This window comes from Pseudorhodoplanes sp., assembly GCA_032027085.1.
Taxonomy (GTDB): Bacteria; Pseudomonadota; Alphaproteobacteria; order Rhizobiales; family Xanthobacteraceae; genus Pseudorhodoplanes.
In genome coordinates this window covers 2857484-2878483 of sequence record JAVSMS010000001.1, presented here as the reverse complement: position 1 = coordinate 2878483, position 21000 = coordinate 2857484, and the positions used below count along the sequence as shown (strand labels likewise).

The 21000-nt window shown below is 61.1% G+C and carries 19 protein-coding genes; 10 read left to right on the top strand and 9 right to left on the bottom strand.

The genetic code is table 11. The annotated features are described in order from the left end of the window. The first annotated feature begins 102 nt into the window (after positions 1-102). The gene (locus tag RO009_13830; GenBank protein MDT3686110.1) at positions 103-735 is read left to right on the top strand and encodes a hypothetical protein; all 633 of its coding nucleotides are present in this window, start codon (positions 103-105) and stop codon (positions 733-735) included. Positions 736-745: 10 nt separating this feature from the next. Here RO009_13830 and RO009_13825 read toward each other — a convergent pair whose 3' ends face one another. From RO009_13825 to RO009_13805, 5 genes are all read right to left on the bottom strand, one after another. After that, positions 746-1153 (bottom strand): hypothetical protein, encoded by a 408-nt coding sequence (locus RO009_13825; protein ID MDT3686109.1) that lies wholly within the window; start codon positions 1151-1153, stop codon positions 746-748. 22 nt (positions 1154-1175) lie between these two features. Beyond that, entirely contained in the window at positions 1176-3512 is a 2337-nt protein-coding gene (locus RO009_13820) for a xanthine dehydrogenase family protein molybdopterin-binding subunit (protein ID MDT3686108.1), read from the bottom strand. Between the two features lie 198 nt (positions 3513-3710). Continuing rightward, on the bottom strand, positions 3711-3881 hold the full coding sequence (locus RO009_13815) for a hypothetical protein (protein MDT3686107.1): 171 nt from the start codon (positions 3879-3881) through the stop codon (positions 3711-3713). A gap of 203 nt (positions 3882-4084) precedes the next feature. Beyond that, positions 4085-4858: a glucose 1-dehydrogenase gene (locus RO009_13810; protein MDT3686106.1), complete on the bottom strand. Its 774-nt coding sequence runs from the start codon at positions 4856-4858 to the stop codon at positions 4085-4087. Positions 4859-4920: 62 nt separating this feature from the next. Then, the gene (locus RO009_13805) at positions 4921-6549 is read right to left on the bottom strand and encodes an NAD(P)/FAD-dependent oxidoreductase (GenBank protein MDT3686105.1); all 1629 of its coding nucleotides are present in this window, start codon (positions 6547-6549) and stop codon (positions 4921-4923) included. 392 nt (positions 6550-6941) lie between these two features. Between RO009_13805 and RO009_13800 the strand changes: the two genes are divergently transcribed. The 5 genes from RO009_13800 to RO009_13780 all read left to right on the top strand — a co-directional run bounded on the left by RO009_13800 (position 6942) and on the right by RO009_13780 (position 11600). After that, positions 6942-8150, top strand: coding sequence for an ABC transporter substrate-binding protein (locus tag RO009_13800; protein MDT3686104.1), 1209 nt, complete (start codon positions 6942-6944; stop codon positions 8148-8150). 94 nt (positions 8151-8244) lie between these two features. Then, entirely contained in the window at positions 8245-9108 is an 864-nt protein-coding gene (locus RO009_13795) for a branched-chain amino acid ABC transporter permease (GenBank protein ID MDT3686103.1), read from the top strand. A 7-nt stretch (positions 9109-9115) separates the two neighbouring features. Continuing rightward, positions 9116-10129, top strand: a complete 1014-nt coding sequence (locus RO009_13790) for a branched-chain amino acid ABC transporter permease (GenBank protein ID MDT3686102.1) — start codon at positions 9116-9118, stop codon at positions 10127-10129. Continuing rightward, on the top strand, positions 10129-10890 hold the full coding sequence (locus RO009_13785; protein MDT3686101.1) for an ABC transporter ATP-binding protein: 762 nt from the start codon (positions 10129-10131) through the stop codon (positions 10888-10890). The genes RO009_13790 and RO009_13785 overlap by 1 nt, the downstream gene beginning before the upstream one ends. Beyond that, positions 10887-11600, top strand: a complete 714-nt coding sequence (locus RO009_13780) for an ABC transporter ATP-binding protein (protein ID MDT3686100.1) — start codon at positions 10887-10889, stop codon at positions 11598-11600. The genes RO009_13785 and RO009_13780 overlap by 4 nt, the downstream gene beginning before the upstream one ends. Before the next feature lie 142 nt (positions 11601-11742). On the opposite strand, the gene RO009_13775 is transcribed toward RO009_13780, so the two are convergent. After that, positions 11743-12132, bottom strand: coding sequence for a response regulator (locus RO009_13775; protein MDT3686099.1), 390 nt, complete (start codon positions 12130-12132; stop codon positions 11743-11745). A gap of 747 nt (positions 12133-12879) precedes the next feature. On the opposite strand from RO009_13775, the gene dctP reads away from it, so the two are divergent. The 4 genes from dctP to RO009_13755 are packed head-to-tail and all read left to right on the top strand — an operon-like array spanning position 12880 to position 16183. Then, positions 12880-13839 (top strand): TRAP transporter substrate-binding protein DctP, encoded by a 960-nt coding sequence (gene dctP / locus RO009_13770; protein ID MDT3686098.1) that lies wholly within the window; start codon positions 12880-12882, stop codon positions 13837-13839. 53 nt (positions 13840-13892) lie between these two features. Then, on the top strand, positions 13893-14405 hold the full coding sequence (locus RO009_13765; protein MDT3686097.1) for a TRAP transporter small permease: 513 nt from the start codon (positions 13893-13895) through the stop codon (positions 14403-14405). Positions 14406-14408: 3 nt separating this feature from the next. Beyond that, positions 14409-15728 (top strand): TRAP transporter large permease, encoded by a 1320-nt coding sequence (locus RO009_13760; GenBank protein MDT3686096.1) that lies wholly within the window; start codon positions 14409-14411, stop codon positions 15726-15728. Continuing rightward, positions 15728-16183 carry a MarR family transcriptional regulator gene (locus RO009_13755; GenBank protein ID MDT3686095.1) on the top strand — a complete coding sequence of 152 codons (456 nt, stop codon included), beginning with the start codon at positions 15728-15730 and terminating at the stop codon, positions 16181-16183. The genes RO009_13760 and RO009_13755 overlap by 1 nt, the downstream gene beginning before the upstream one ends. Before the next feature lie 7 nt (positions 16184-16190). Here the strand turns inward: RO009_13755 and RO009_13750 are convergent, their stop codons facing one another. The 3 genes from RO009_13750 to RO009_13740 are packed head-to-tail and all read right to left on the bottom strand — an operon-like array spanning position 16191 to position 20929. Next, positions 16191-17795, bottom strand: a complete 1605-nt coding sequence (locus RO009_13750; protein MDT3686094.1) for an adenylate/guanylate cyclase domain-containing protein — start codon at positions 17793-17795, stop codon at positions 16191-16193. A 5-nt stretch (positions 17796-17800) separates the two neighbouring features. Next, positions 17801-18166, bottom strand: coding sequence for a response regulator (locus tag RO009_13745; GenBank protein MDT3686093.1), 366 nt, complete (start codon positions 18164-18166; stop codon positions 17801-17803). 15 nt (positions 18167-18181) lie between these two features. After that, positions 18182-20929, bottom strand: a complete 2748-nt coding sequence (locus tag RO009_13740) for a response regulator (protein MDT3686092.1) — start codon at positions 20927-20929, stop codon at positions 18182-18184. Positions 20930-21000: the final 71 nt, after the last annotated feature.

Here is a 21000-nt window from a genome sequence, read left to right as displayed (position 1 = left end):
GTGAGTTTTTTGAGCCTGTCGCCCCGAAAATTCCCCGGAAATGTCAACGGCCAGCCAAAGCGAAGGAATCTGAATTTCCTTCCCCTATAGGGAGGGTGATCCATGAAAGCGTACGGCGTCATCGCGGCCGCTCTTGCGGCATTCGCGATGGGAACTTTGCACATCACACCATCTCTTGCATGTACGGATAGCCGGTGCCCGCAAAAGACGGTCGTCGCTGCGGGCAAGCCGCTGCAACTCACCAAGCAAAAGGATTCAGCGCGCGCCGTCGTCAAGGAGAGCCGGCGCAAGAAGCGATCGCGCGCCCCCAAGAAGGCGCCGGTCGAGGAAGCCGTTGCAGCAGAAACAGAGACCGATTCGGACAAGCGGGCTGAAGCCGCGTCTGACAACCGGTCCGACGATACGCCGTTGCCAGTCTTGGTGGTGAGGACGACACGCGAGAGCAACGAAGAGCCGGTGGTGTCGGCAGAGGAACTGAACGATCTCGACCGTGCCGCGTCGCCGACCTCGCTGCTGACGTCGACGATCGCGAATTATCTTGGACGGCCCGACATCACGGACGAGTTCGATGCCCCTCCCGCGGTGAGCGCCGAGGACTTTTCTTCCGAAGCAAAAGAAGCGTTCGCCGCCGCGCCTGAACCGCAAAAGCCGGCGCGTGTGGCGCTCGAACACATCCTGATGACGTTTGGCGGCGCCCTGGCCGCCGCCTCGGCAATCAGATTGTTCGTGGTGTAGCCGGGCGGCGTCAGCGCGACAGGCGCTCGAGCTCGGGGAAGGGATGGTAGACGGCCTTGCCGCACTGATCGCCTTTGGCCGGCAGCATGGTATCGAGGCGTCCGGCGAGAAAAATTACGAGCCGTTCCTTGCTGCCTTCATATTCGCCGCTCGATTTCCTGGCGTTGAATTTCGCGCAAGCGACGTAGCGCTGAACGCCGCCGATCTGCATCAGCGCCGGTTCGGACACGAACGCTCCACGAATGTGGGTGGGATCGTTCAGATAGGTGCGAAGGAACGCCAGAATTTCAGGCTTGTAATTGACGGGCACGACATTGGGCTCGGCCGCTTCCCTTGGCTGATTGTGCACGCCGCCGCACGCGCTCAGGGCAAGCGCGAGACCAGTGAGAGCCATCCCGTGCGAAATGATCCGAAACATCCAGCCCTGCCGCAATCGCCGTTCACCGCTCTTTTTGCGAGTCCTGGATTGCGCGCCAGATTTTTTCAGACGTCACCGGCATGTCAATGTGCTCGACGCCGCATGGAGACAACGCGTCGACGATCGCGTTCACTACCGCGGGCAAGGCGCCGACCGTGCCAGCCTCACCTGCGCCCTTGACGCCGAGCGGGTTGGTCGGCGTCAGCACTTCGTTGCTTTCGCAAATGATGTCGGGAAAATCGGATGCGCGCGGCATCCCGTAATCCATGAAGGAGCCGGTCAGGAGTTGGCCATCGTCGTCATAGGCGATGTTCTCACGCAGGATCTGCCCGACGCCCTGCGCCACGCCGCCGTGAATTTGACCCTTGACCAGCTTGGGATTGACGATGCGGCCAACGTCATCGACCACGCAGTACCGAACGACGCTGCAGCGGCCGGTTTCGGGATCGATCTCCACTTCGCAAACATGGCAGCCGTTGGGAAATGTCGGCGCGGACGGCGCGGCGACGACCTTTTCCGCCAGGCCGAAATCGCCGCCAAGGCTCTCGTCGCGTAATGTATAGGAGAGACGCGCGACTTCCTTGAGTGTGACGCACTTGTCGGTGCCGGCCACGGAAAACTGGCCGCCTTCGAACACGATATCGCCGGGATCGGCCTCGAAATGCACGGCGGCGATCCTCTTACCGCGCTCGACAAGGCGATCTGCCGATCTGATCAGCGACACGCTGCCGGCGATGACGGAGCGGCTGCCGAAGGTGCCGGTGCCGTGCTCGATGCGATCGGTATCGCCATAGCGCACCGAAATATCGTCAAGACCGAGCCCCAGGATATCGGCCACGATTTGCTTAAAAGTGATTTCGTGCCCCTGCCCGTGCGAATGCAAGCCGAGCACCACGGTGACGCTGCCGGTCGCATCGAAACGGATTTCTGCACTTTCGGTGAGCGGCGCACCGACCGGGCCTGCCGAAATCTCGATGGCATTGACTACGGCGATCCCCGCCAGTTTCCCGCGTTTTAATGCTTCCTTGCGACGCTTGGGAAAATCGGCAAATCGCGTCACGGCGAGCGCGATATCCATGTTCTTTTCGAACTCGCCGGAATCATATGTGAAGATGAAGCCGGTATTGTAAGGCATCTCGTTCGGCGCGATCAGATTGCGGCGCCGCAACTCCACCCGATCGAATCCCAACCGCTGCGCGGCGACATCGATCACGCGCTCGATCGCATAGGTGGCTTCCGGCCGCCCCGCCCCGCGATATGGCGCGGTCGGCGGCGTATTGGTGAACACACCGGTCACCTGTGCGTGAATGTGGGGCGTGCGATAGACGCCCGACAATCCGCCCAGATTGTTGGTCGGCGAATGCAGCCCCATAGTGGCGATATAGGCGCCGATATTCGCAATAGTCTCGATGTCCAGCGCAATGAATGTGCCGTCGCGATCAAGGCCGAGCGTGACTGTCGAGACATTGTCGCGCGCGTGATAGTCGCAGGCAAAGCTCTCGCTGCGATCCGCCATCCAGAAGACCGGCCGGCCGATGATCTTCGATCCGATCAGCGTCAGCACATACTCGGCGAAGGGTGATTCCTTCAGGCCGAAGGCACCGCCGACATCGGGGGCGATCACGCGCACCTTATTGCCTGGCACCTTCAGGACACCGTCGGCAAGATCGGCACGCACGGCATGCGGGTTCTGCACGCCGCATTGCAGAGTGTAGAGGTCGTCTGTTGGATCGTAGGCACCAATGGCGATGCGCGATTCCATGGGCACGGCTGTGATGCGGTTGACATTGAAGCTGAGGCTGACCTTGTGTGCGGCCTTCTCCATCGCCGCCGCGACCGCGCCCTTGTTGCCCGCTTCGAAGGTGAAGCAGATGTTGTTGGGCGATTGCTCCCAGACTTGCGGCATACCAGGCTCGGCTGCGCGCCGCGTATCCGTCACCGCCGGCCGCGGCACCCAGTCAATTTCGATTTTTTCCGCCGCGTCTTTCGCCTGATCGAGCGTATCGGCGAAGACCGCGACCACGCCATCGCCGACAAACTGCGCCAGCGCGTTGAGGGCGCGGTAAGGCGGTTCGAAATTCGGTTTTCCGTCGGGCGCTTGCCGTTTCACTTTGGACGGCATCGGGCCGAGCGCCAGAATGCGGGGATCGTGACCGGTCAGCACCAGATGGACGCCTTCACTTTGCTCGGCTGCCGCGGTGTCGAAGCCGCGGATGCGCGCGGCGGCATAAGGGGAGCGCAGCACATAGAGACGGCAATGCCCAGGCGGGACGAGGTCGCCTGTGTAGCGGCCGAGCCCCTGGATCAGACGGACGTCTTCGGTGCGGGAGAGCGATTTTCCGATGAAGCGATAAGACATGCAGGCAACCGATACGACATGGGCCGCCCGGCGGCCGACCCTCACGGCTCAGTCTGCCTTAGAGCATCAACCCTGCCGGCTGCCAAACGAAACCGGCCGCCGGCATGCTCTCCATGCCTTCAATGCAACACGGCCCACATCCAAATGCGGGCCGTGCAAATTCCTTTGGGCCGTCGCCGGCTAAGCCGGCCTGGCGCGTTATTCCGAAATGAAGCCGTACCGGGCTTGCGCAGCGCGGGCTTCGGCCTTCGCCTCGGCGAAAGCTTCCGCCAGAAGCCTGACATACGCGATCGCCTTCAATCCGGTCTGACGCAAAGCCTCACCCCAAAGACCTGACAAACCCGGTGCCGGTGCTAAACGAGTGGCCATCTGAATTCTCCTCAATCTGCCGGCGCAATCGGGGGTCCGGCGTCCGCTAAACCATTGTTATGCATGCTGATATACAAAATAATTTTGCAATGCAATAGAAAAAGTACCGCAATGCAACATGGTCTACCATGCGCATTTCGAATAGCTCCGCAATCGGGAACCGCAACTCCCCCGAACACACTGTTTTCAAAAGAAAATGTGCTTCAGCGATGGGTGGCGCCGCCGTCGACCACAATCGACTGGCCCGTCAGGAAGCCGGTCAGGTCGGAGGCGAGAAACAGCACCGTGCCAACGAGATCGTTTGGCGTCTCGGGGCGAGGAATGCATTGCATGCCGACAATTCGCTCCTTCTGCTCGGGGGTGACCGTCTTACGCTCGATCTCGGTGAAGGTCGCGCCGGGCAGCAGCGAATTGACAGAAATACCATCCTTCCCGAGTTCCCGCGCCATCGAATAGGTCATGCCCTGTAGGGCGGATTTCGAGGCGATGTAGTGCATATAGTTCGGCCGACCGAGAGGAACGGCAGCCGAGGCAATGTTGATGATGCGGCCCCATTTGGCGCGACGCATGGCCGGCAGCACCGCGCACGTGCACAGGAACGGGCCGGTGACGTTGACCCTCAAGACCTGCTCCCATTCTTCAAGCGGAATCTGATCAAAAGGCCGCATCTCAAGCGTGGAAAAGATCCCTGCATTGTTGATCAGGATATCGATACGCTGGAACCGCTCATCAACTGCGGCGGCCATGCTTTTGATCGAAGCGGGATCTGCGACGTCGGTTTCAATCGCGAGCGCTTGCCCTTGATCGGCAAGGATCTCCTCGGCCACCGCCTGCGCCGTTTTCATGTTGCGTTCGGCAATGATCGGGATCGCACCTGCCTTGGCGAAAGCTTTCGCGAAGGTGCGGCCGATCCCCTGCCCGGCACCGGTGATGATGGCGACGCGGCCGGCCAGCGTTGGGAAAACGACGTCTTTCATATGTCTTCTTCCTGCTTCTCTTGCCCGCTCCTCGCCAGAGCAGCGAAATTCGATCGAAAACGTCAGGCCGCTTCCGATGACGCAAAACTTTCCAGCGCCATGCGCGCGTCGCATGGCGTCCACCACGGCTTGAGGCCGAGATCGCGCGCAATGATGCCGGCGGCGATGTAACTCGGGCCCCCTGATATGGCGCCGCCTGGATGCGCGCCGGAGCCGGCGTAATACAGGTTCGGGATCGGCGTGCGGTAGCCGAAGTGATTGTACATCACCTGCTCGGCATTGAAGGCGCCCATGAAGATATCGCCGCCGCGCATATTGGGCAGTTCCGCAATGTATTCGCGCGCCGTGTACACATACTGACCGATGACATTCTTCGCCGTCATGTTCGGGCAATAGTGCGCCCAAACCTCCATGATCTTCTCAGCAAACTCCTCTTTGAACGGCTCGTAATCCTTTTCCGGCATGTCTTCCAGAAGCGGCATCACGTGCCAGGCGTAGGTCGTGTGCTTGCCGGGCGGCGCTTGGGTCGGATCGAGCGCGCTGAGCGGCCCGGAGCCGAATTGCACGAGCTTCGGGATACGGCCGGCCTGCACGTCCTTATGCGCTTCGAACAGATCCTCCATCGTCTCGGCGCCGATGCTCCATTTCAGCGCGATGTTGATGTTGGGATCGAATGCTTCCGCTGCAAAGCGCGGGCTTTCATGCAAAGCAAGATGCAGCCCGTAAAGCGTCCAGGCGGTGTACTGGAACTTGTTGAGCTTGTCGGCGAAAGCCTTTGGCAATTGCTCGCGGCCGAGAAGATTCTCCAGCGTCTGATGCACATCGATGGTCGAGGCGACGAACTGCGTCGCCCGCACCGTGCGGCCATCTGTCAACGCGATGCCTGTCGCCCGCCCGCCTTCCACGATGATCCGATCGATCGCCACCTGCGGCTGATAGGTGCCGCCCGCCGCGATGAACGTCTCCATCAATCCGCGCGCCAGATTGAATGAGCCGCCCTGGCAGAGCTGATAGCCGCTTTGCAGATCGAAGGCGCGGATCACCGAGCCCATCGGACTGGTCTTCGACATAGTGTCGGTCAGCCAGGTACCAAATAGCGACACCTTGAACAGAAACAGCAGCCGCACACGCTCATTTTCGAACAGCTCCTCGACGACATCGAGCGGCTGGCGGTTGCAGACTTCGAGAAATTCGCGGCCAAGCGCGATGCGCGACAGCAAATCCTCGCGTTCTGATTTCGACAGTGGCTCGGCATAGCGTTCCGGCAGGAGAATCTTCGCCGTCATCTCCTCGGCCTTGCGATTCCATTCGCGGAAGGTTTGCGCATCCTTCTTTGAGAAGCGCGCGATGCTGGCGACGGTCTCCTCCAGATCGCGGCCGAGCACCAAAGCGGTGCCGTCGCGATGCGCCTGCCCGAACTCATAAGGCGGCGTGATGTAGGTGACTTTGTCGCCAAGCCTCAGGTCCTTGAACCAGGGCGTCTCGCTGATGTGGAAATGATTGATGGAATGCAGATTGTGATAGAAGCCCGGCTGCGTCACTTCGCGGGTGCACAATCCGCCGCCATAGGTGAGCCGCCGGTCGACCAGCAAAATCTTGAGCCCGGCCTTGGCGAGATACGACCCCAGCACCAGGCCATGCTGCCCAGCGCCAATGATGATGCCGTCATAACCTTTTTCCAGGCTCTTCACGTCGCTTCCTCCCGGCTTGTTGCCCCACCGCTGCCTTTCGAACATTCATGCAGAAAATGGAGGACATCAGAAATATAAATTTCGCAAATGTGTCATGCGCTCATAAGGTCCGGACAACACGTGAAGGACGCGGAATCAACCGCGGCATGAGGAACGCGAAGGACGTTCGCATTGCGAACGACGGCGCATGATGCGGACAATGATCAATGCAACGTAACTAATTGCGCAATCATTTTCGACGACCGCAGGGTGCGACGTATAACAGCCTCGCCAATACCACCGAAATGGCATAAAAACGGCGCGGCTGTTGGGACCCAGCCCCATCTCACGGATCGCCGAGTCCCAGCATCGTATCGCCATGCGATACAGCATTCTCTTGGGAGGAGAAGTAGATGAAGCGATTTCACTTAGCCGGCCTCGCTGCTCTTGCGCTTGTGATGAGCAGCGCAGCGCAGGCGCAAACCGTCAAGATTGGCGTGATGCTGCCCTATTCGGGCGTCAATGCGGATCTCGGCACGCAGATCGACAAGGCGTTCGATCTTTACGTCAAGCTACACGCCAAGGACATCGCTCCTTACAAGGTCGAGCTCATCAAGCGCGATGAAGGCCCGCCTTCCGGCGCGAATGCGAAGACCGTCGCGACCGAACTGATCACGCGCGACAAGGTCGACATTCTTGCGGGCGTTGTGTTCTCTCCATCGGCCATTGCCATTGCGCCGGTGCTGACCCAGGCGAAGAAGCCGCTTGCCATCGCTAATGCCGGCACCGCGTGGATTCCCGGCCTGTCGCCTTACATCGTTCGCTTCTCCTTCAGCATGTGGCACCCGGCCTATCCGATGGGCCAGTATGCGGCGAAGGATCTAGGCTGCAAAACAGCAGCGATGGGCTACACCGACTTCCCACCCGGCAAAGACTCGACCGAAGCCTTCAAGACCGGCTTCGAGAAAAACGGCGGCAAGATCATCGAGTCGATTCCGATGGGCAATCCGGCGCAGGTGCCGGACATGACTCCGTTCTTCACCCGTGTGAAGGACGCCAAGCCCGACTGCTTCTATGTGTTCATTCCGTCCGGCTCGCATGCCTCGGCAGTGGTGAAGTATTACGGTGAAGTCGGACTGAAGCAGGCCGGCATCAAGTTGATCGGTCCGATGGACGTCGCGCCCGACAACAAGCTGCCGCAGATGGGCGACGAGGCCATCGGCGCCATCGTGATGGGTCACTATTCGAAGGACCTCGACAATCCCGCCAACAAGGAATTCGTGAAGGCGTGGGAAGCCGAATACGGCAAGAACTTCATCCCCGACTTCATGTCCGCGCAGGGCTGGGACACGATGGCGGCGATCTTCGACACCATCAAGAAGCTGAAGGGCGACTTCAGCAACGGCGAGAAGGTTGTCGAGACCCTGAAGAACTACAAGGGCAATGGTCCGCGTGGTCAGATTTCGATTGACCCCGCGACGCGCGATATCGTGCAGGACGAGCACGCCATGCAGGTCGTCAAGAAGGCTGACGGCTCGCTCGGACTGAAGGTGCTCGGCACGGTCAAGCAGGTCAAGGATCAGTGCAAGGAGCTGAAGGTGGGCCGTTGCGGCGGCAACTGAGCCGCTGTAACAAATAGCCGTCTGCGAAATTTGTCGCCGCGGATCATCTTCCGCGGCGACTCTATATAAAAAGAAACAAAGCGGGATCGGGGACGTGATCGGGCAGATCGCAAATATTCTGGTGGACGGACTCGCATACGCGATGTTCCTGTTCATCGTGTCCGTGGGACTGTCGGTCACCATGGGTTTGATGGGCTTCGTGAACCTGGCGCACGGCGCCTTCGCCATGGCCGGCGGATATGTGGTGCTAACGGCCACGCGCTATTTCGGTGTTCCGTTCCTCGGTGCACTCGTAATCACTTTCCTGGTCATCGGCGCGATCAGCGTCGTCTTCGAACGCACATTGTATTCGCGGCTCTACAAGGCCGGCGAACTCGACCAGGTGCTGCTCACCATCGGCCTCGCCTTCATGGCCATTGCCGGCATCACCTATCTCTTCGGTCCGATCCCCCAGCACGTCGTGCTGCCGCATTGGCTTGCCGGGCATATCGATATCGGCCTGCGAACCGTGCCGACCTATCGCGCCTTTCTCATCGTCGTCGGCTTCCTGCTCGTGATCGCGCTGTGGTACGGCTTCGAGCGCACTACTCTGGGTGCCAAGATTCGCGCGGCCGTCGACAATCGCCGCATGGCGCAGTCGGTCGGCATCAATGTGGATCTGCTGTTCACCCTCACCTTCGCGATCGGCTCGGGCCTCGCCGCGCTCGGCGGCGGGCTTTCGATCCATCTGCTCGGACTGACGCCGACCTTCGCGCTGGTCTATCTCGTGCTCTTCCTGCTGGTGGTGTCGGTCGGCGGCCTCGGCAGCGTGAAGGGCACGCTGGTGGCCGCCCTGGTGCTCGGCATCTTCGACACCACCGGCAAATATCTCTATGCCGAAGCGGGCGGCTTCTTCATCTATGCCATCGCCATGGCGGTGCTGCTGATCAAACCGGCAGGTCTCTATGGCCGAGAATAAGACGCCCATGAGCAAGCCGACGGATTCGACCTTCCTCTTAGGGCGTCACGTCGATTTCCTGCTGAACCGCCATCGCTTCAAACTGGCGGAGGCCCTGCCCTGGATTCTGGCAATCGCGGCCTTTTTCCTTCTGCCCGACCGCCTGACATTTGGCTCGCAAGTCCTGATCATGGTGCTGTTCGCACTGTCGCTTGATCTGATCCTCGGTTATGCGGGAATCGTCACGCTCGGACACGCCGCCTTTTTCGGTCTCGGCGCCTATACGGTCGGCCTCCTCGTCATCCGCGCCGGCTGGAACGAACCGATCTCCAGCCTGTTTGCGGCCGCAGCCGTCGCCGGTATCGCCGGCTTCCTCTCGGGATGGGTCCTGCTGCGCTATCGGGGCTTCACGCTGCTGATGCTGACACTCGCGACCGGCGTGCTGCTGATGGAGCTCGGCAATCTGCGCTCCGATATCACCGGCGGTTATGACGGCCTGCCGGGCATGGTGATCGCGCCGCTGTTCGGCGTTTTCGAATATGACCTCTACGGCAAGACGAACTACATCTACGCGCTCGTCGTTCTCTTCATCATCTTCATGATCGTGCGGCGAATCGTTTATTCGCCGTTCGGCGAAGCGCTGACCGGCATCCGCGAGAATGTACGCCGCATGCACGCCATCGGCGCGCCGGTGCACCGGCATCTTGTCGTCGCCTATACGATTGCCGCGGCCATCGCCGGTGTTGCCGGCGCCCTGAACGCGCAGACAAACGCCTATGTCACGCTCGGCGTGTTCGAATTCGACCGTTCCGCCGCGGTGATGGTAATTCTCATCCTCGGCGGCACCGGCAGGCTCTATGGCGCCTTTGTCGGCGCGGTGATTTACATGGTGCTGGAAGATTATCTGGCGAAATGGAGTCCAGAATTCTGGCAGTTCGGCGTCGGCCTGCTGCTGGTCATGGCGGTGCTGTTCGCACGTCGCGGGCTGCTCGGCCTGTTCGAGGATATCGGCCGCTATATTTCGAAGAAGAGGACCTCGTGATGGCCCCCGTCCTCGAAATCCGCGACTTGAACAAGAATTTCGGTGCCATCCAGGTTTCGCGCAACATCAACCTGGCGATCGAGAAGGGCGCGCGGCACGCCCTGATCGGCCCCAACGGCGCCGGCAAGACCACATTGGTCAATCTCATCACCGGCGTGCTGCAAGGGACGTCGGGACAGATCCTTCTGAACGGCGAGGACATCACTTCACTCTCGCAGGCCGCGCGTACGCGCAAGGGCATGGCGCGGACCTTCCAGATCAACCAGCTCTTCCGCGGATTGAGCGTTCTGGAAAATGTCTATCTCGCTATTGCCGAGCGGATGCGGGTCAGCAGCGAGCTCTGGCGTCCGGCCGGCGCCGAGCGTGCGGTCATTGCCGAAGCGCTCGAGCATCTCGCCTCGCTGGGACTCGCCGACGACGCCGACAAGCATGTCAACGAATTACCCTATGGCCGCCAGCGGCTGGTCGAAATCGCCATCGCGCTGGCGCAGAAGCCGCGCCTGCTGCTGCTGGACGAGCCGGCAGCAGGCGTACCCTCCTCGGAAAGCCATCTCATCCTTGACGTGATCGATCGTCTCGACCGCGACATCGCCGTGCTCATCATCGAGCACGACATGGATGTGGTCTTCCGTTTCGCCAAAGAGATCACAGTGCTGGTCGCGGGCGCGATCCTCACCAGGGGAACGCCGCAGCAGATCGCCAAGGATGAGCAGGTGCGCGCCGTGTATCTCGGCCAGGACCATCACGAGGTGATGCCGTGACCGTTTCCACCGCGCTGCAACTCGACGACGTTTCGGCGGGCTATGGCCAGACGGTTGTTCTGGAAAACATCAACCTGTCGCTAAAGGAAGGTGAAAGCCTGTCGATCATCGGCCGCAACGGCGTCGGAAAGACCACGCTGCTGGCGACGGTGATGGGTCATACCACTCTGCATGGCGGCAGCATCAAGCTACAGGGCAAGGATGTCGGCGGCCTTGTTCCCTACAAGCGCAACTGGGCAGGCCTTGGCTATGTGCCGCAGGAGCGTGAGATCTTTCCGTCACTGACTTTGCGCGAAAACTTGGAAGTTGCGGTGCGTCCAGGCCGCTGGACCATCGAGGCAGTTTACAAGCTGTTCCCGCGCCTTGAGGAGCGGCAGACGAATTACGGCAACCAACTCTCCGGCGGCGAGCAGCAGATGCTGGCGATCGCCCGCGCGCTCGTCGGCAATCCAGCGGTGCTGTTGATGGACGAGCCGTCGGAGGGACTCGCGCCCGTGATCGTGGAAGAACTCACCCGCGCCGTGAAGCAGCTGGCGCAGGCCGAAGGCCTGGCGCTGCTGCTGGTGGAACAGAATACGCGCGTGGCGCTGCAGATTTCGCCGCGCACCATCGTCATGGATCGCGGCCGCATCGTCTTCGACGGCGCCAGCGGGGAATTGCAGCGCGATCCGATGAAGCTCGAAAAACTGATCGGCGTGGCGCACCGGTGAGCGCGATCAGAATCGAAGCGGCGTGCCTTAAGCTATCTCCGTCGCCCCGAGGGGCCGTCGCGAAGCGACGGCCAGAAATTCCCGTCATCCCTCGAGGCTCGCGAGCCTTGCTCGCTTGCACCTCAGGAAGACGGAGACGAGGTTACGTCAGCTTGCCCAGTACTTGCTCGATCTTTTCTTTGAGTACCTGCGGCGTGAACGGCTTCACCAGATAATTGTTCACCCCGGCCTGCGCCGCCTTTATCACCAGTTCGCGGTCGCCGCGGCCGGTCAAGAGAATGAAGGGCAGCTTGCGGATCGCCTGATGCCCGCGCACGGCCCGCAGCAGGCCGAGACCGTCCATTTCCGGCATGTTGAAGTCGGAAATGATCAGATCGAGCGGCTGAATTGTGGCCTGCTTGAATGCAACTGCGCCGTTCTCGGCCTCGTGGACATGGCGACAGCCGATTTCCTGCAGCGCGAGCTTGGTCATTTGCCGCACGCTGGTCTGATCGTCCACGACAAGGACTTTCAGGGCTGCTGCAAGGGGCATTCGTAGCACTCCGGATCAGGCAAGGACGGCGGCCCGAATCAAACAACGCCTTCTATAGCCGAGAAACCGTCCGTTGCACCTTTTGGCCATGGTCGGGCCTCGCGTTTCGACATGATACTTGCTGACAGAAGGTTAAAAATCGCTCGATTGTGGGAACCGCAGGTCCGCCCGGCCCGCATGGCGGCCCTTCGGTTCCCCGGCCCGAATGAATATGGCCGGATTCCCGCCAGAAGCGTCCTGAAGAGCGGGAAAGACGCCATCATCCACCGGGATGGCGACGGGACGAATACCGGGCAGACGAACCCGGATAATCGCATCAACCGCGGATGGTCGATATCCGCTTGGGTGAGATCCGTAACGACCAGCGTCGATGATACGCACGATCCGAAGCGGCGCTCTTTACGTCGAGATCGCCAATGGCGGGATACAGATCCCGCCGTTCGGTCTTAGCACCAAGGCGATGGAGCGGTTGTCCATGCCGGGCCGCGAAACCGCGGCCCTCTGGAAGACGGCGACGAGAGGTCATCTTTCGCGGCTATTGCAGCGCGAATGGCTTTGCCCGCATCGGCTTCGGCGATGCCGCGCTGCGGTGCGGCCTGAGGCGCCCTTTCCAACGTCGCACTATTACTTCATGCTTGAAGTAATTTGACTCCGGCCCCGCGCCCGGCAATTATATTCAAAAGAATATATCGAAGAACGGTGCCGGCACGTTTTGTGCAATTCCACGCGATCCAGGGGAGAAACTGCATGCGTAATCTTTTGCTGACCGGCCTGACGGCCTTCGCCTTGTCTGCAACCGCGGCATCAGCCCAAGAAGTGACCCTCCGCGCGGTTACGTCTTTCGCAGAGGGCACCCAGTTCTCGAGAAATTTCGAGCGCTTCATCGAGAAGGTGAACAAGGACGGCAAGGGCATCATTCAGATCAATTATATCGGCGGACCGCGTGCGATGCCGCCGTTCGAAGTCGGCAATGCGGTGCGATCCAAGGTCGTCGACATCGCCAACGTGACGGGGGCGTTCTACACGAACCTGCTGCCGGAAGCGGATGCGCTGAAGCTGATCTCGACGCCGATGAGCGAGCAGCGCAAGAACGGCACCTGGGAGTATCTCAACCAGTTGCATAACCAGAAACTGAACGCCTATTACCTCGCGCGTCAGTTTCATAACGTGCCGTTTCACATCTATCTGAACAAGAAGATCGACAAACTCGATTTCACCGGTCTGAAAATCCGCGTCACACCTGTCTACCGCGATATCGTGCAAGCCATGGGCGGCACGCCGATCACCACCCCGCCCGGCGAAGTCTACACCGCGCTCGAACGCGGCGTCGTCGAGGGCTATGGCTGGCCGATCACCGGCATTTTCGATCTGGGCTGGGAGAAGGTGACCAAGTTCCGCGTGGATCCAGGCTTCTACAGCGTCGAAGTGAACGTGCTGGTCAATCTCGACGTCTGGAAAGGCCTCAACGACAAGCAGCGCAAAGTGCTGAGCGACGCCGCACTATGGCTTGAGGGCCTGGACAGCGAGAATGTGGCAGCCATCAAGGCCGAGCGCGAGAAGCAGGCCAAGGCCAGCATCCAGACAATCGACTTCGGGCCTGAAGAGTCGAAGAAATTCGTGCAGCGGGCCAACGATGTCGGCTGGCAATCAGTGATCGCGAAGTCGCCGGAATCCGGCAAGAAATTGCGCCAGCTCTCCGGAAACTGACATCCTAGCGCCGGCGCAGCCGAGCCTGCGCCGGCGATCCAAACGAGAAATCCGTGACCAGATTGTCGGCAGCTTTCGGGCGGCTCCTCGACGGGCTCGCGGTGATCGCGGCGCTGATCCTGTTCGGCATGGTGGTCCTGGTCACCGCCGATATCCTTTTGCGCAACATTACCGTGCGCGGCTTCGTGTGGGCCAACGAAGTCTCGGAATACGCCCTCTATATGATGACGCTGTTGACCGGCCCGTGGCTGCTGCGGCGCGGCCAACACGTCCGCCTCGACCTCGTGCTGAGTGCGATTCCGCGGCGCCTCGCCTGGCTGATGGAAGCGGCCGGCGACGTATTCGGCTTCGTGGTCTGCCTCGGCATGGTCTATTACGGATTCCTGATGACATCGGAAGCCTGGCAGCTCGGCTCCATCACTATCAAGAACCTCGTCTTCCCCGAATGGTGGCTGCTGGCGCCGATGCCGGCGACCTTCGGTCTGATCGCCATCGAATTCATCTTCCGCTTCCACCGCATCCTCAGGGTGCGCGACCTCCGGCAGGAGGCGACTTCGGTCGCGTAGCCAATGCCCTGGATCGAGGCCAGCATTCTGTTGTTCGGTGGCTTGGTCGCGCTGATGGCGCTTGGCCTGCCTGTCGCCTTCGCCTTTCTCGCCATCAATATTGTCGGGGCCGCCATTTTCCTCGGCGGCCAGGTCGGGCTGATCCAGTTTTCGCGCAATGCGGTGCAGTCCATCACCATCTTCGCGCTGACGCCGATCCCGTTCTTCGTGCTGATGGGCGAAGTGCTGTTCCACAGCGGCGTGGCGATGAAGGCGATCGACGCCTTCGCCGTGCTGATCCGCCGCGTGCCGGGCCGGTTGTCGGTGATCGCCATCGTCGCCGGCACGGTGTTCTCCGCGATTTCCGGCTCCACCATCGCCACCACCGCCCTGCTCGGCAGCCTGATGCTGCCGACCATGCTGGCGCGCGGCTATCATCCGAAAATGGCGATGGGACCGATCATGGGCATCGGCGGTGTCGACATGCTGATCCCGCCCTCAGCCTTGACCGTGCTGCTTGGTAGCCTTGCCGGCATTTCCATCACCGGGCTTTTGATCGGCGGCGTGATCCCGGGGCTGATGCTCAGCGCGCTGTTCGTCGGCTACATCATTTCCCGCGCCGTCATCGATCCTGCACTGGCGCCGGCCGAGACGCTTGAAAAAACCCCGAGCTTCGCCGAACGCTGGCTGCCCTTCCTCACCTATGTGCTGCCGCTGCTGTTCATCTTCGGCCTCGTGGTGGGCGCCATGGCGGCGGGCTGGGCGACGCCGACGGAAGCGGCCGCCATCGGCGCCGCCGGCACCATTGTCGCGGCGCTCGCCTATGGCAGGTTGACCTTCAACAACCTGATGCAGGCGCTGCTGGGCACGGTGGCCATCTCCGGCACCATCCTATTCATCATCATCGGCGCCACAACCTTCGCGCAGGTCCTGAGTTTCTCTGGCGTGGTCAATGGCATTCTCGGCCTGATCACCGGCCAGGGCCTGCCGCCGATGACAGTGATCATCGGCATGATTCTGATCCTCTTGTTCCTCGGCTGCTTCGTCGATCAGGTGAGCATGATGCTCATCACGCTGCCCTTCTTCATGCCGCTGGTGCAGCAGCTTGGCATCGACCCGATCTGGTTCGGCATCATTTTCCTTATCTGCATGCAGCTCGGTCTGCTGACGCCGCCCTTCGGACTTCTGCTTTTCACGATGAAGAGCGTGGCACCCTCCTCGGTGAACATGGCTCAGATCTACTGGGCCGCCATACCCTATGTCGTTTTCGGAGTGCTGGTGCTGGCGCTGATCCTGCTGTTTCCGCCGATCGCGACATGGCTGCCCCGCATCCTGGGGGGATGATGAAGACACATCCGCATCTCGATGATTTGCCGCCCTATCTGATGAACCGGCTGATCGCGCGGATGAATCAGAATCTGAGCGAAACGCTGCGCAAGCATGGCTACAGCTTCCAGGACTGGCGGATTCTCGCCGTGCTGGCGGCGCATAACGGCATCAGCATCACGCAGCTCACGGAAGCCGCGGTGCTACCGCAGCCGACCGTGAGCCGGCTTGTCGCCGGCCTGAAGCGCCGGGGTTTTCTCGAACGCAGGAATGCAAAAAAGGATTCCCGCGTGGTCGAAATTTCAATCACGGCGAAAGGCCTCAAGGCTTACGAGAAGATGATGCCGCACGCGGTGACCGAATATCGCGCGGCCGTCAAAGGCTTCAGCACCAAGGATGACGAATATCTCAGTGAGATGTTGCGACGGATGATGAAGAACCGCAATGTCAGGCTTCTGCCAAGACTCACATAAAGAAACCTTACGTGAGGTTGGAGCCCGGCTCGCCTTCGGCGTCCAGAAAGAACGTTTCCATCAGGCCGGCGCCCTTCACCTCGAGCGGGCCGCGCGGCGACAGCATGAACTTGCCGTCGAGACGCTGTGCCACCGTCTTCGAGACATGGATGCGCCCGGGCAGGCCATGCGATTCCATACGGCTCGCAATATTTACGGTGCTGCCCCAGACGTCGTAAGCGAATTTGCGCTCGCCGATGACACCGGCCACCGCCGGACCGCAATGCAGGCCGATCCGCAGCCGCACCGGCGCGCCGGTTTCCACCTTGATGGTCTCCAGCGTCTCGCGCATTGCCAATGCCATGCGTGCGCAGGTCTCGGCATGATCCTCGCGCGGCTCGGGAATGCCCACCGCCACCATATAGGCGTCGCCGATGGTCTTGATCTTCTCCGCGCCGAACCGCTCCGCCAGCCGGTCGAATTCGGAGAAAATCAGATTCAGAAAACCGACCACCTCCGCCGCCGGCAGTCCAGCCGAGAACGGCGTGAAGTCCACGAGATCGGCGAACAGGATCGTCGCTTCCGAGATGTGATCGGCGACCATGTTGGCGCCGTCATTGATGCGGTCGACCACCGCTTTCGGCAGAATGCTGAGCAGCAAAGCCTCGTTGCGCTCCTTGGCGTCGCGGATTTCCTGCATCATCTGGCGTTCGCGGTCGTTCAGGAACTTATTTTCCAGCGAGGCGCGTATGCGCGCCCGCAGCAACGGCGGCGCGAACGGCTTCGGCAGATAATCGACGGCACCCGCCTCGATACAGCGCACGATGGAGTCAAGCTCATCCAGCGCCGAAATCATGATCACCGGGATTTCGCAGGTCGCGGCCTCGCCCTTGAGCCGGATGAGCGTCTCGTATCCACTGACGTCGGGCATCAGGACATCGAGCAGAATGAGATCAAAGCTCCGCTCCTGCAGGCGGGCAAAAGCCTCGGCGGCGGAAGCAGCCACCTCGACGGCGTGACCATCGCGCGTCAATTGCCGCGCCAGCAGATCGCGATTGGAGTCATTGTCATCGACGACGAGGATGCATCCGCTGATGGCCTTCACAGCGGGCGCCGGTCCCGTCGACTTGATCGCCTCCATGACACGCGCCGCGCCGTCCATCGCCATGGCCGAGGTCGGGTCGGTCTGCCCAGTATAGGCGACCAGCGCGTCCACGCGCGTCAGCAGATCCTCGGCGCAGGCGAGCAATCTCTGAAGGTCGGGCAGCAGCGCTTCGTGGCCGCCCTCGCTCGCATCCTCCAGGATCATCTCGCCATAGCCTTTGACGGCATTGATCGGCGTGCGCAGATCATGGCGCAGGCGCGCGCGATAGGCGTCGATATCAGCGGGATTCTCGGTCTGTCCGAGCACCTGATTAAGAAAGCCCTGCAAGGAGGCGCCGGCAGTTCTGATCCGCTCGAGATCGGCCTGGTAGTCGCTCAGCCCCAGACGCTCTGAGTCCTCCAGCAGAATATCGGTGAAGCCCACAATGGCGGCCGCGGGCGCGACGAACTCCTGGCGCAGATGCACACGCAGCGCGTTGTGGAGCCGCGCTACCTCCTTCCCATCACCCTCTCGCGGCGTGCTTCTCATGGGTTTCAGCCTGGCAGCAGGGCTTTCATCTTTCCGAGCAGGCGCGGCAGCTCGATCGGCTTGGTATCGAAATCGTCGCAGCCAGCCGCCAGCGCCTTTTCGCGATCGCTTTCCATCGCATGCGCGGTCAAGGCGATGACAGGAATGCCGGCCGTCGCCGGATTGGCCTTGAGCTGACGGGTGGCGTCCCAGCCGTCCAGCACCGGCAAACTCATATCCATCAGGATGAGGTCAGGCGTCTGGCTCGCGGCAAGGTCAATGCCCTCCTGCCCGTTCACGGCCATGATCACATCGAAGCCGTTGCGCAGCAGGCGCCGGGACAGCATGTCCCGGTTCATCTCGTTATCCTCGACCAGCAAAATCTTGGGCATGCCTTTGCCTCTCCTTCATTGCGCACTTTCCATCGCCTGCCGGGCGATGGCCGACAAAGCACTGCCGAGCGACGACAGCGGCTGCGCCCCTTTGGTCAGAACCAGCAGGGTCCGTTCGTTGATCAGACGGCGCTCGTCTTCGGTCAGATCCTTCGCCGTCAGCACCACGATCGGCACATGCGCAGTCGCGGGATTTTTCCGCACGCGTTCCAGAAACTCGAAGCCGTCCATCACCGGCATCATCAGGTCGAGCAGAATCAATGAGGGGCTCTGATGCGCGGCAAGCCAGTCCAGCGCCGCCTGCCCGTTCACCGCATCGGCCGTTTTCAATCCGGTCTTCTCGACCGTCGTCTTGACGATGCTGCGCACATCCGCATCGTCATCAACCACCAGAACGATGTCCTTTTCTGTCTGTGCGGTGAAGCGGCGCACCAGCTCGACCAGTCGCGTGCGATCGACAGGCTTCGTCATGTATTCGGAGGCGCCGAGCGAATAGCCCATGGTGCGCTCGTCGACGATGGTCAACATGATGACCGGAATGCGCGCGAGATCGGGATCGGATTTGAGTTCGCTCAAGACGCTCCAGCCATCGACGCGGGGCATCATCACGTCAAGGGTGATGACATCGGGGTGATGCTTGCGGACAAGATCAAGCGCCTCGGTGCCGTCATAGGCATGCAGCAGGCGATAGCCTTCCTTTGACAGCGTGATGCGCAGGACATCGTGGACGGCAGGATCGTCGTCGACGATCAGGATTTTACGGCCGACGGCGGACCCGCTCATGGCTGGCCCGTGATCGATCGCCGCGGTTGGCGTTTCGGATTTTCCGCCTTCCGGCAATGTGATCGTGAATACGGACCCCTCGCCCGGCTTGCTGGTCACGTCGATGCTGCCGCCGAGCATGGTGCAGAAATGCTTGGTGATGGTCAGGCCGAGGCCGGTGCCGCCGTAATTGCGCGTGGTCGTGGTGTCGGCCTGCGTGAACGCCTGGAACAGTCGGCCGATCTGCTCTTCCGTCATGCCGATGCCCGAATCACGGACCGCAAAGGTGAAGACCGGCTTGCCATCCGCGCCGGCCGCGCGGGCGAGCGTCAGCCCCACCCTTCCATCCTTGGTAAACTTTGCCGCGTTGCTGAGGAGATTGATCAGGCTCTGCTTCAGCTTGACCAGATCAACCCGCATGCTGCCGATATTCGCAGGCACGTTGATTTGCAGGGCGTTGCCGTTCTTGCTCATCAGCGGCGCCACCAGCGCGCTGACATCGGTCACCAGCTTCTTCAGGTCGACGTCCTCGAAATGCAGATCCATGCGGCCTGCCTCGATCTTGGACAGATCAAGAATGTCATTGATGAGCCCGAGCAGATGCTTGCCCGCGGCCTCGATCTTGATCAGATCCGCCTCGCTCGCATCATCGCCGCGGTCGACCGCGTCCTCGCGCAGGATTTCGCTATAGCCGATGATCGCATTGAGCGGCGTGCGCAGTTCATGGCTCATATTTGCAAGGAAAGAGGACTTCGTGCGCGACGCCGCCTCCGCCTCGTAGCGCGCCTTCTCCGCCTCCTCCCTCGCCCTGTGAATGTCGCGGGCATTCTCACGGAAAATGACGAGCGCGCGGCTCATGTCGCCGAGCTCATCGGCTCCGGCCGGTGGAATATCGGCATCAAGCTTGCCGCCGGCAACCGCCATCATGCTCGCCGTCAATGTTTGCAAGCGCGCCACGATGTAGCGGACAACGAAGAGCCAGACGATCAGGATCGCCGCCAGCAGGCTCACACAAGACAAAGCGATCAGCCAATAACGACTGTCTTCGAGCGCCGCGGCCGTGAGGGCCGTTGCATCCGACGCCTCCATTTCCGCCGCCGCGACCAGCGTATTGACCTCTGTCTCGAGGTCGGAGGCGAGTTTCTGCAACGCCAATTGCAGGTCATCGGCGCTTTGCTGCTGGTCGATTTCGGTTGCACGCAAGTGGAACAGACCGACATTCGGCCGGCCCAATGCGAGCAACACCTGCACCGACTGTCGAACGGCCGTGCGCGCATTCTGGTCCACTTCCGCTTCCGACTGCAGCGCATCGGAGACGTTCAATATGCGCAACCGCACGGTTTCGAATTGCTGCTGTAATGTCTTGAGCGTCACGGCCTTGCCGATCGACAGCGCCCGATGCAGGAGGTCCGCCGCGCGATAAATGTCGGATTGCAATTCGAGCGCGGATTTCGCCGTCGCACCCTGCCGCGCAAACGGCGTAAGGTTTTGCACCAGCGCTTCGGTCGCAACCGGAATCTGGGCGGACAGCTTGTCGCGCGCCGACACGGTGTAAATCTTGTCTCGGATGATGCGATCGAGCTGTCCCAGCCGCTCGTCAATCCCCGCGATCAGCGTCTGCAGCCGCATCATGCCGGCGGTGTCGCCGGACACCGCGCGCAATTGCGACAGCGCGCCCCACAGATTGCCGATTTTTTCCGTGGCCTCGGACATGCCGGTGAATCGCTGCAACTCGCTTGTGGCCGCAGCGAGCCGCGCCCCGCCGGCTGCGATGGCCTTGGCGTTGGTTTCGACCGCCAGCGAATATTTGACGGCCGGCAGGCTGGCGCCGGTCAGCCGGCTCATCACTGCATTGATGTTGTGAAACTGCACGAGCGCCACCAGCGTGGCGATCACGGTCAGGGCGGCGGCCAGGATAAAGGCAGCGACAAGCTTGCCGCCCACGGTGCTGTACCAGGAACGGTCGTCAGTCGGCGGCGAGAGCTTCTGTGCGCCCGTCATGTCGGTCCCGGACAGTGAATGTGGGCTGATTCGTCGTGCAGGGCGAGTTTTCTACCTCGTATCCCAGGCAA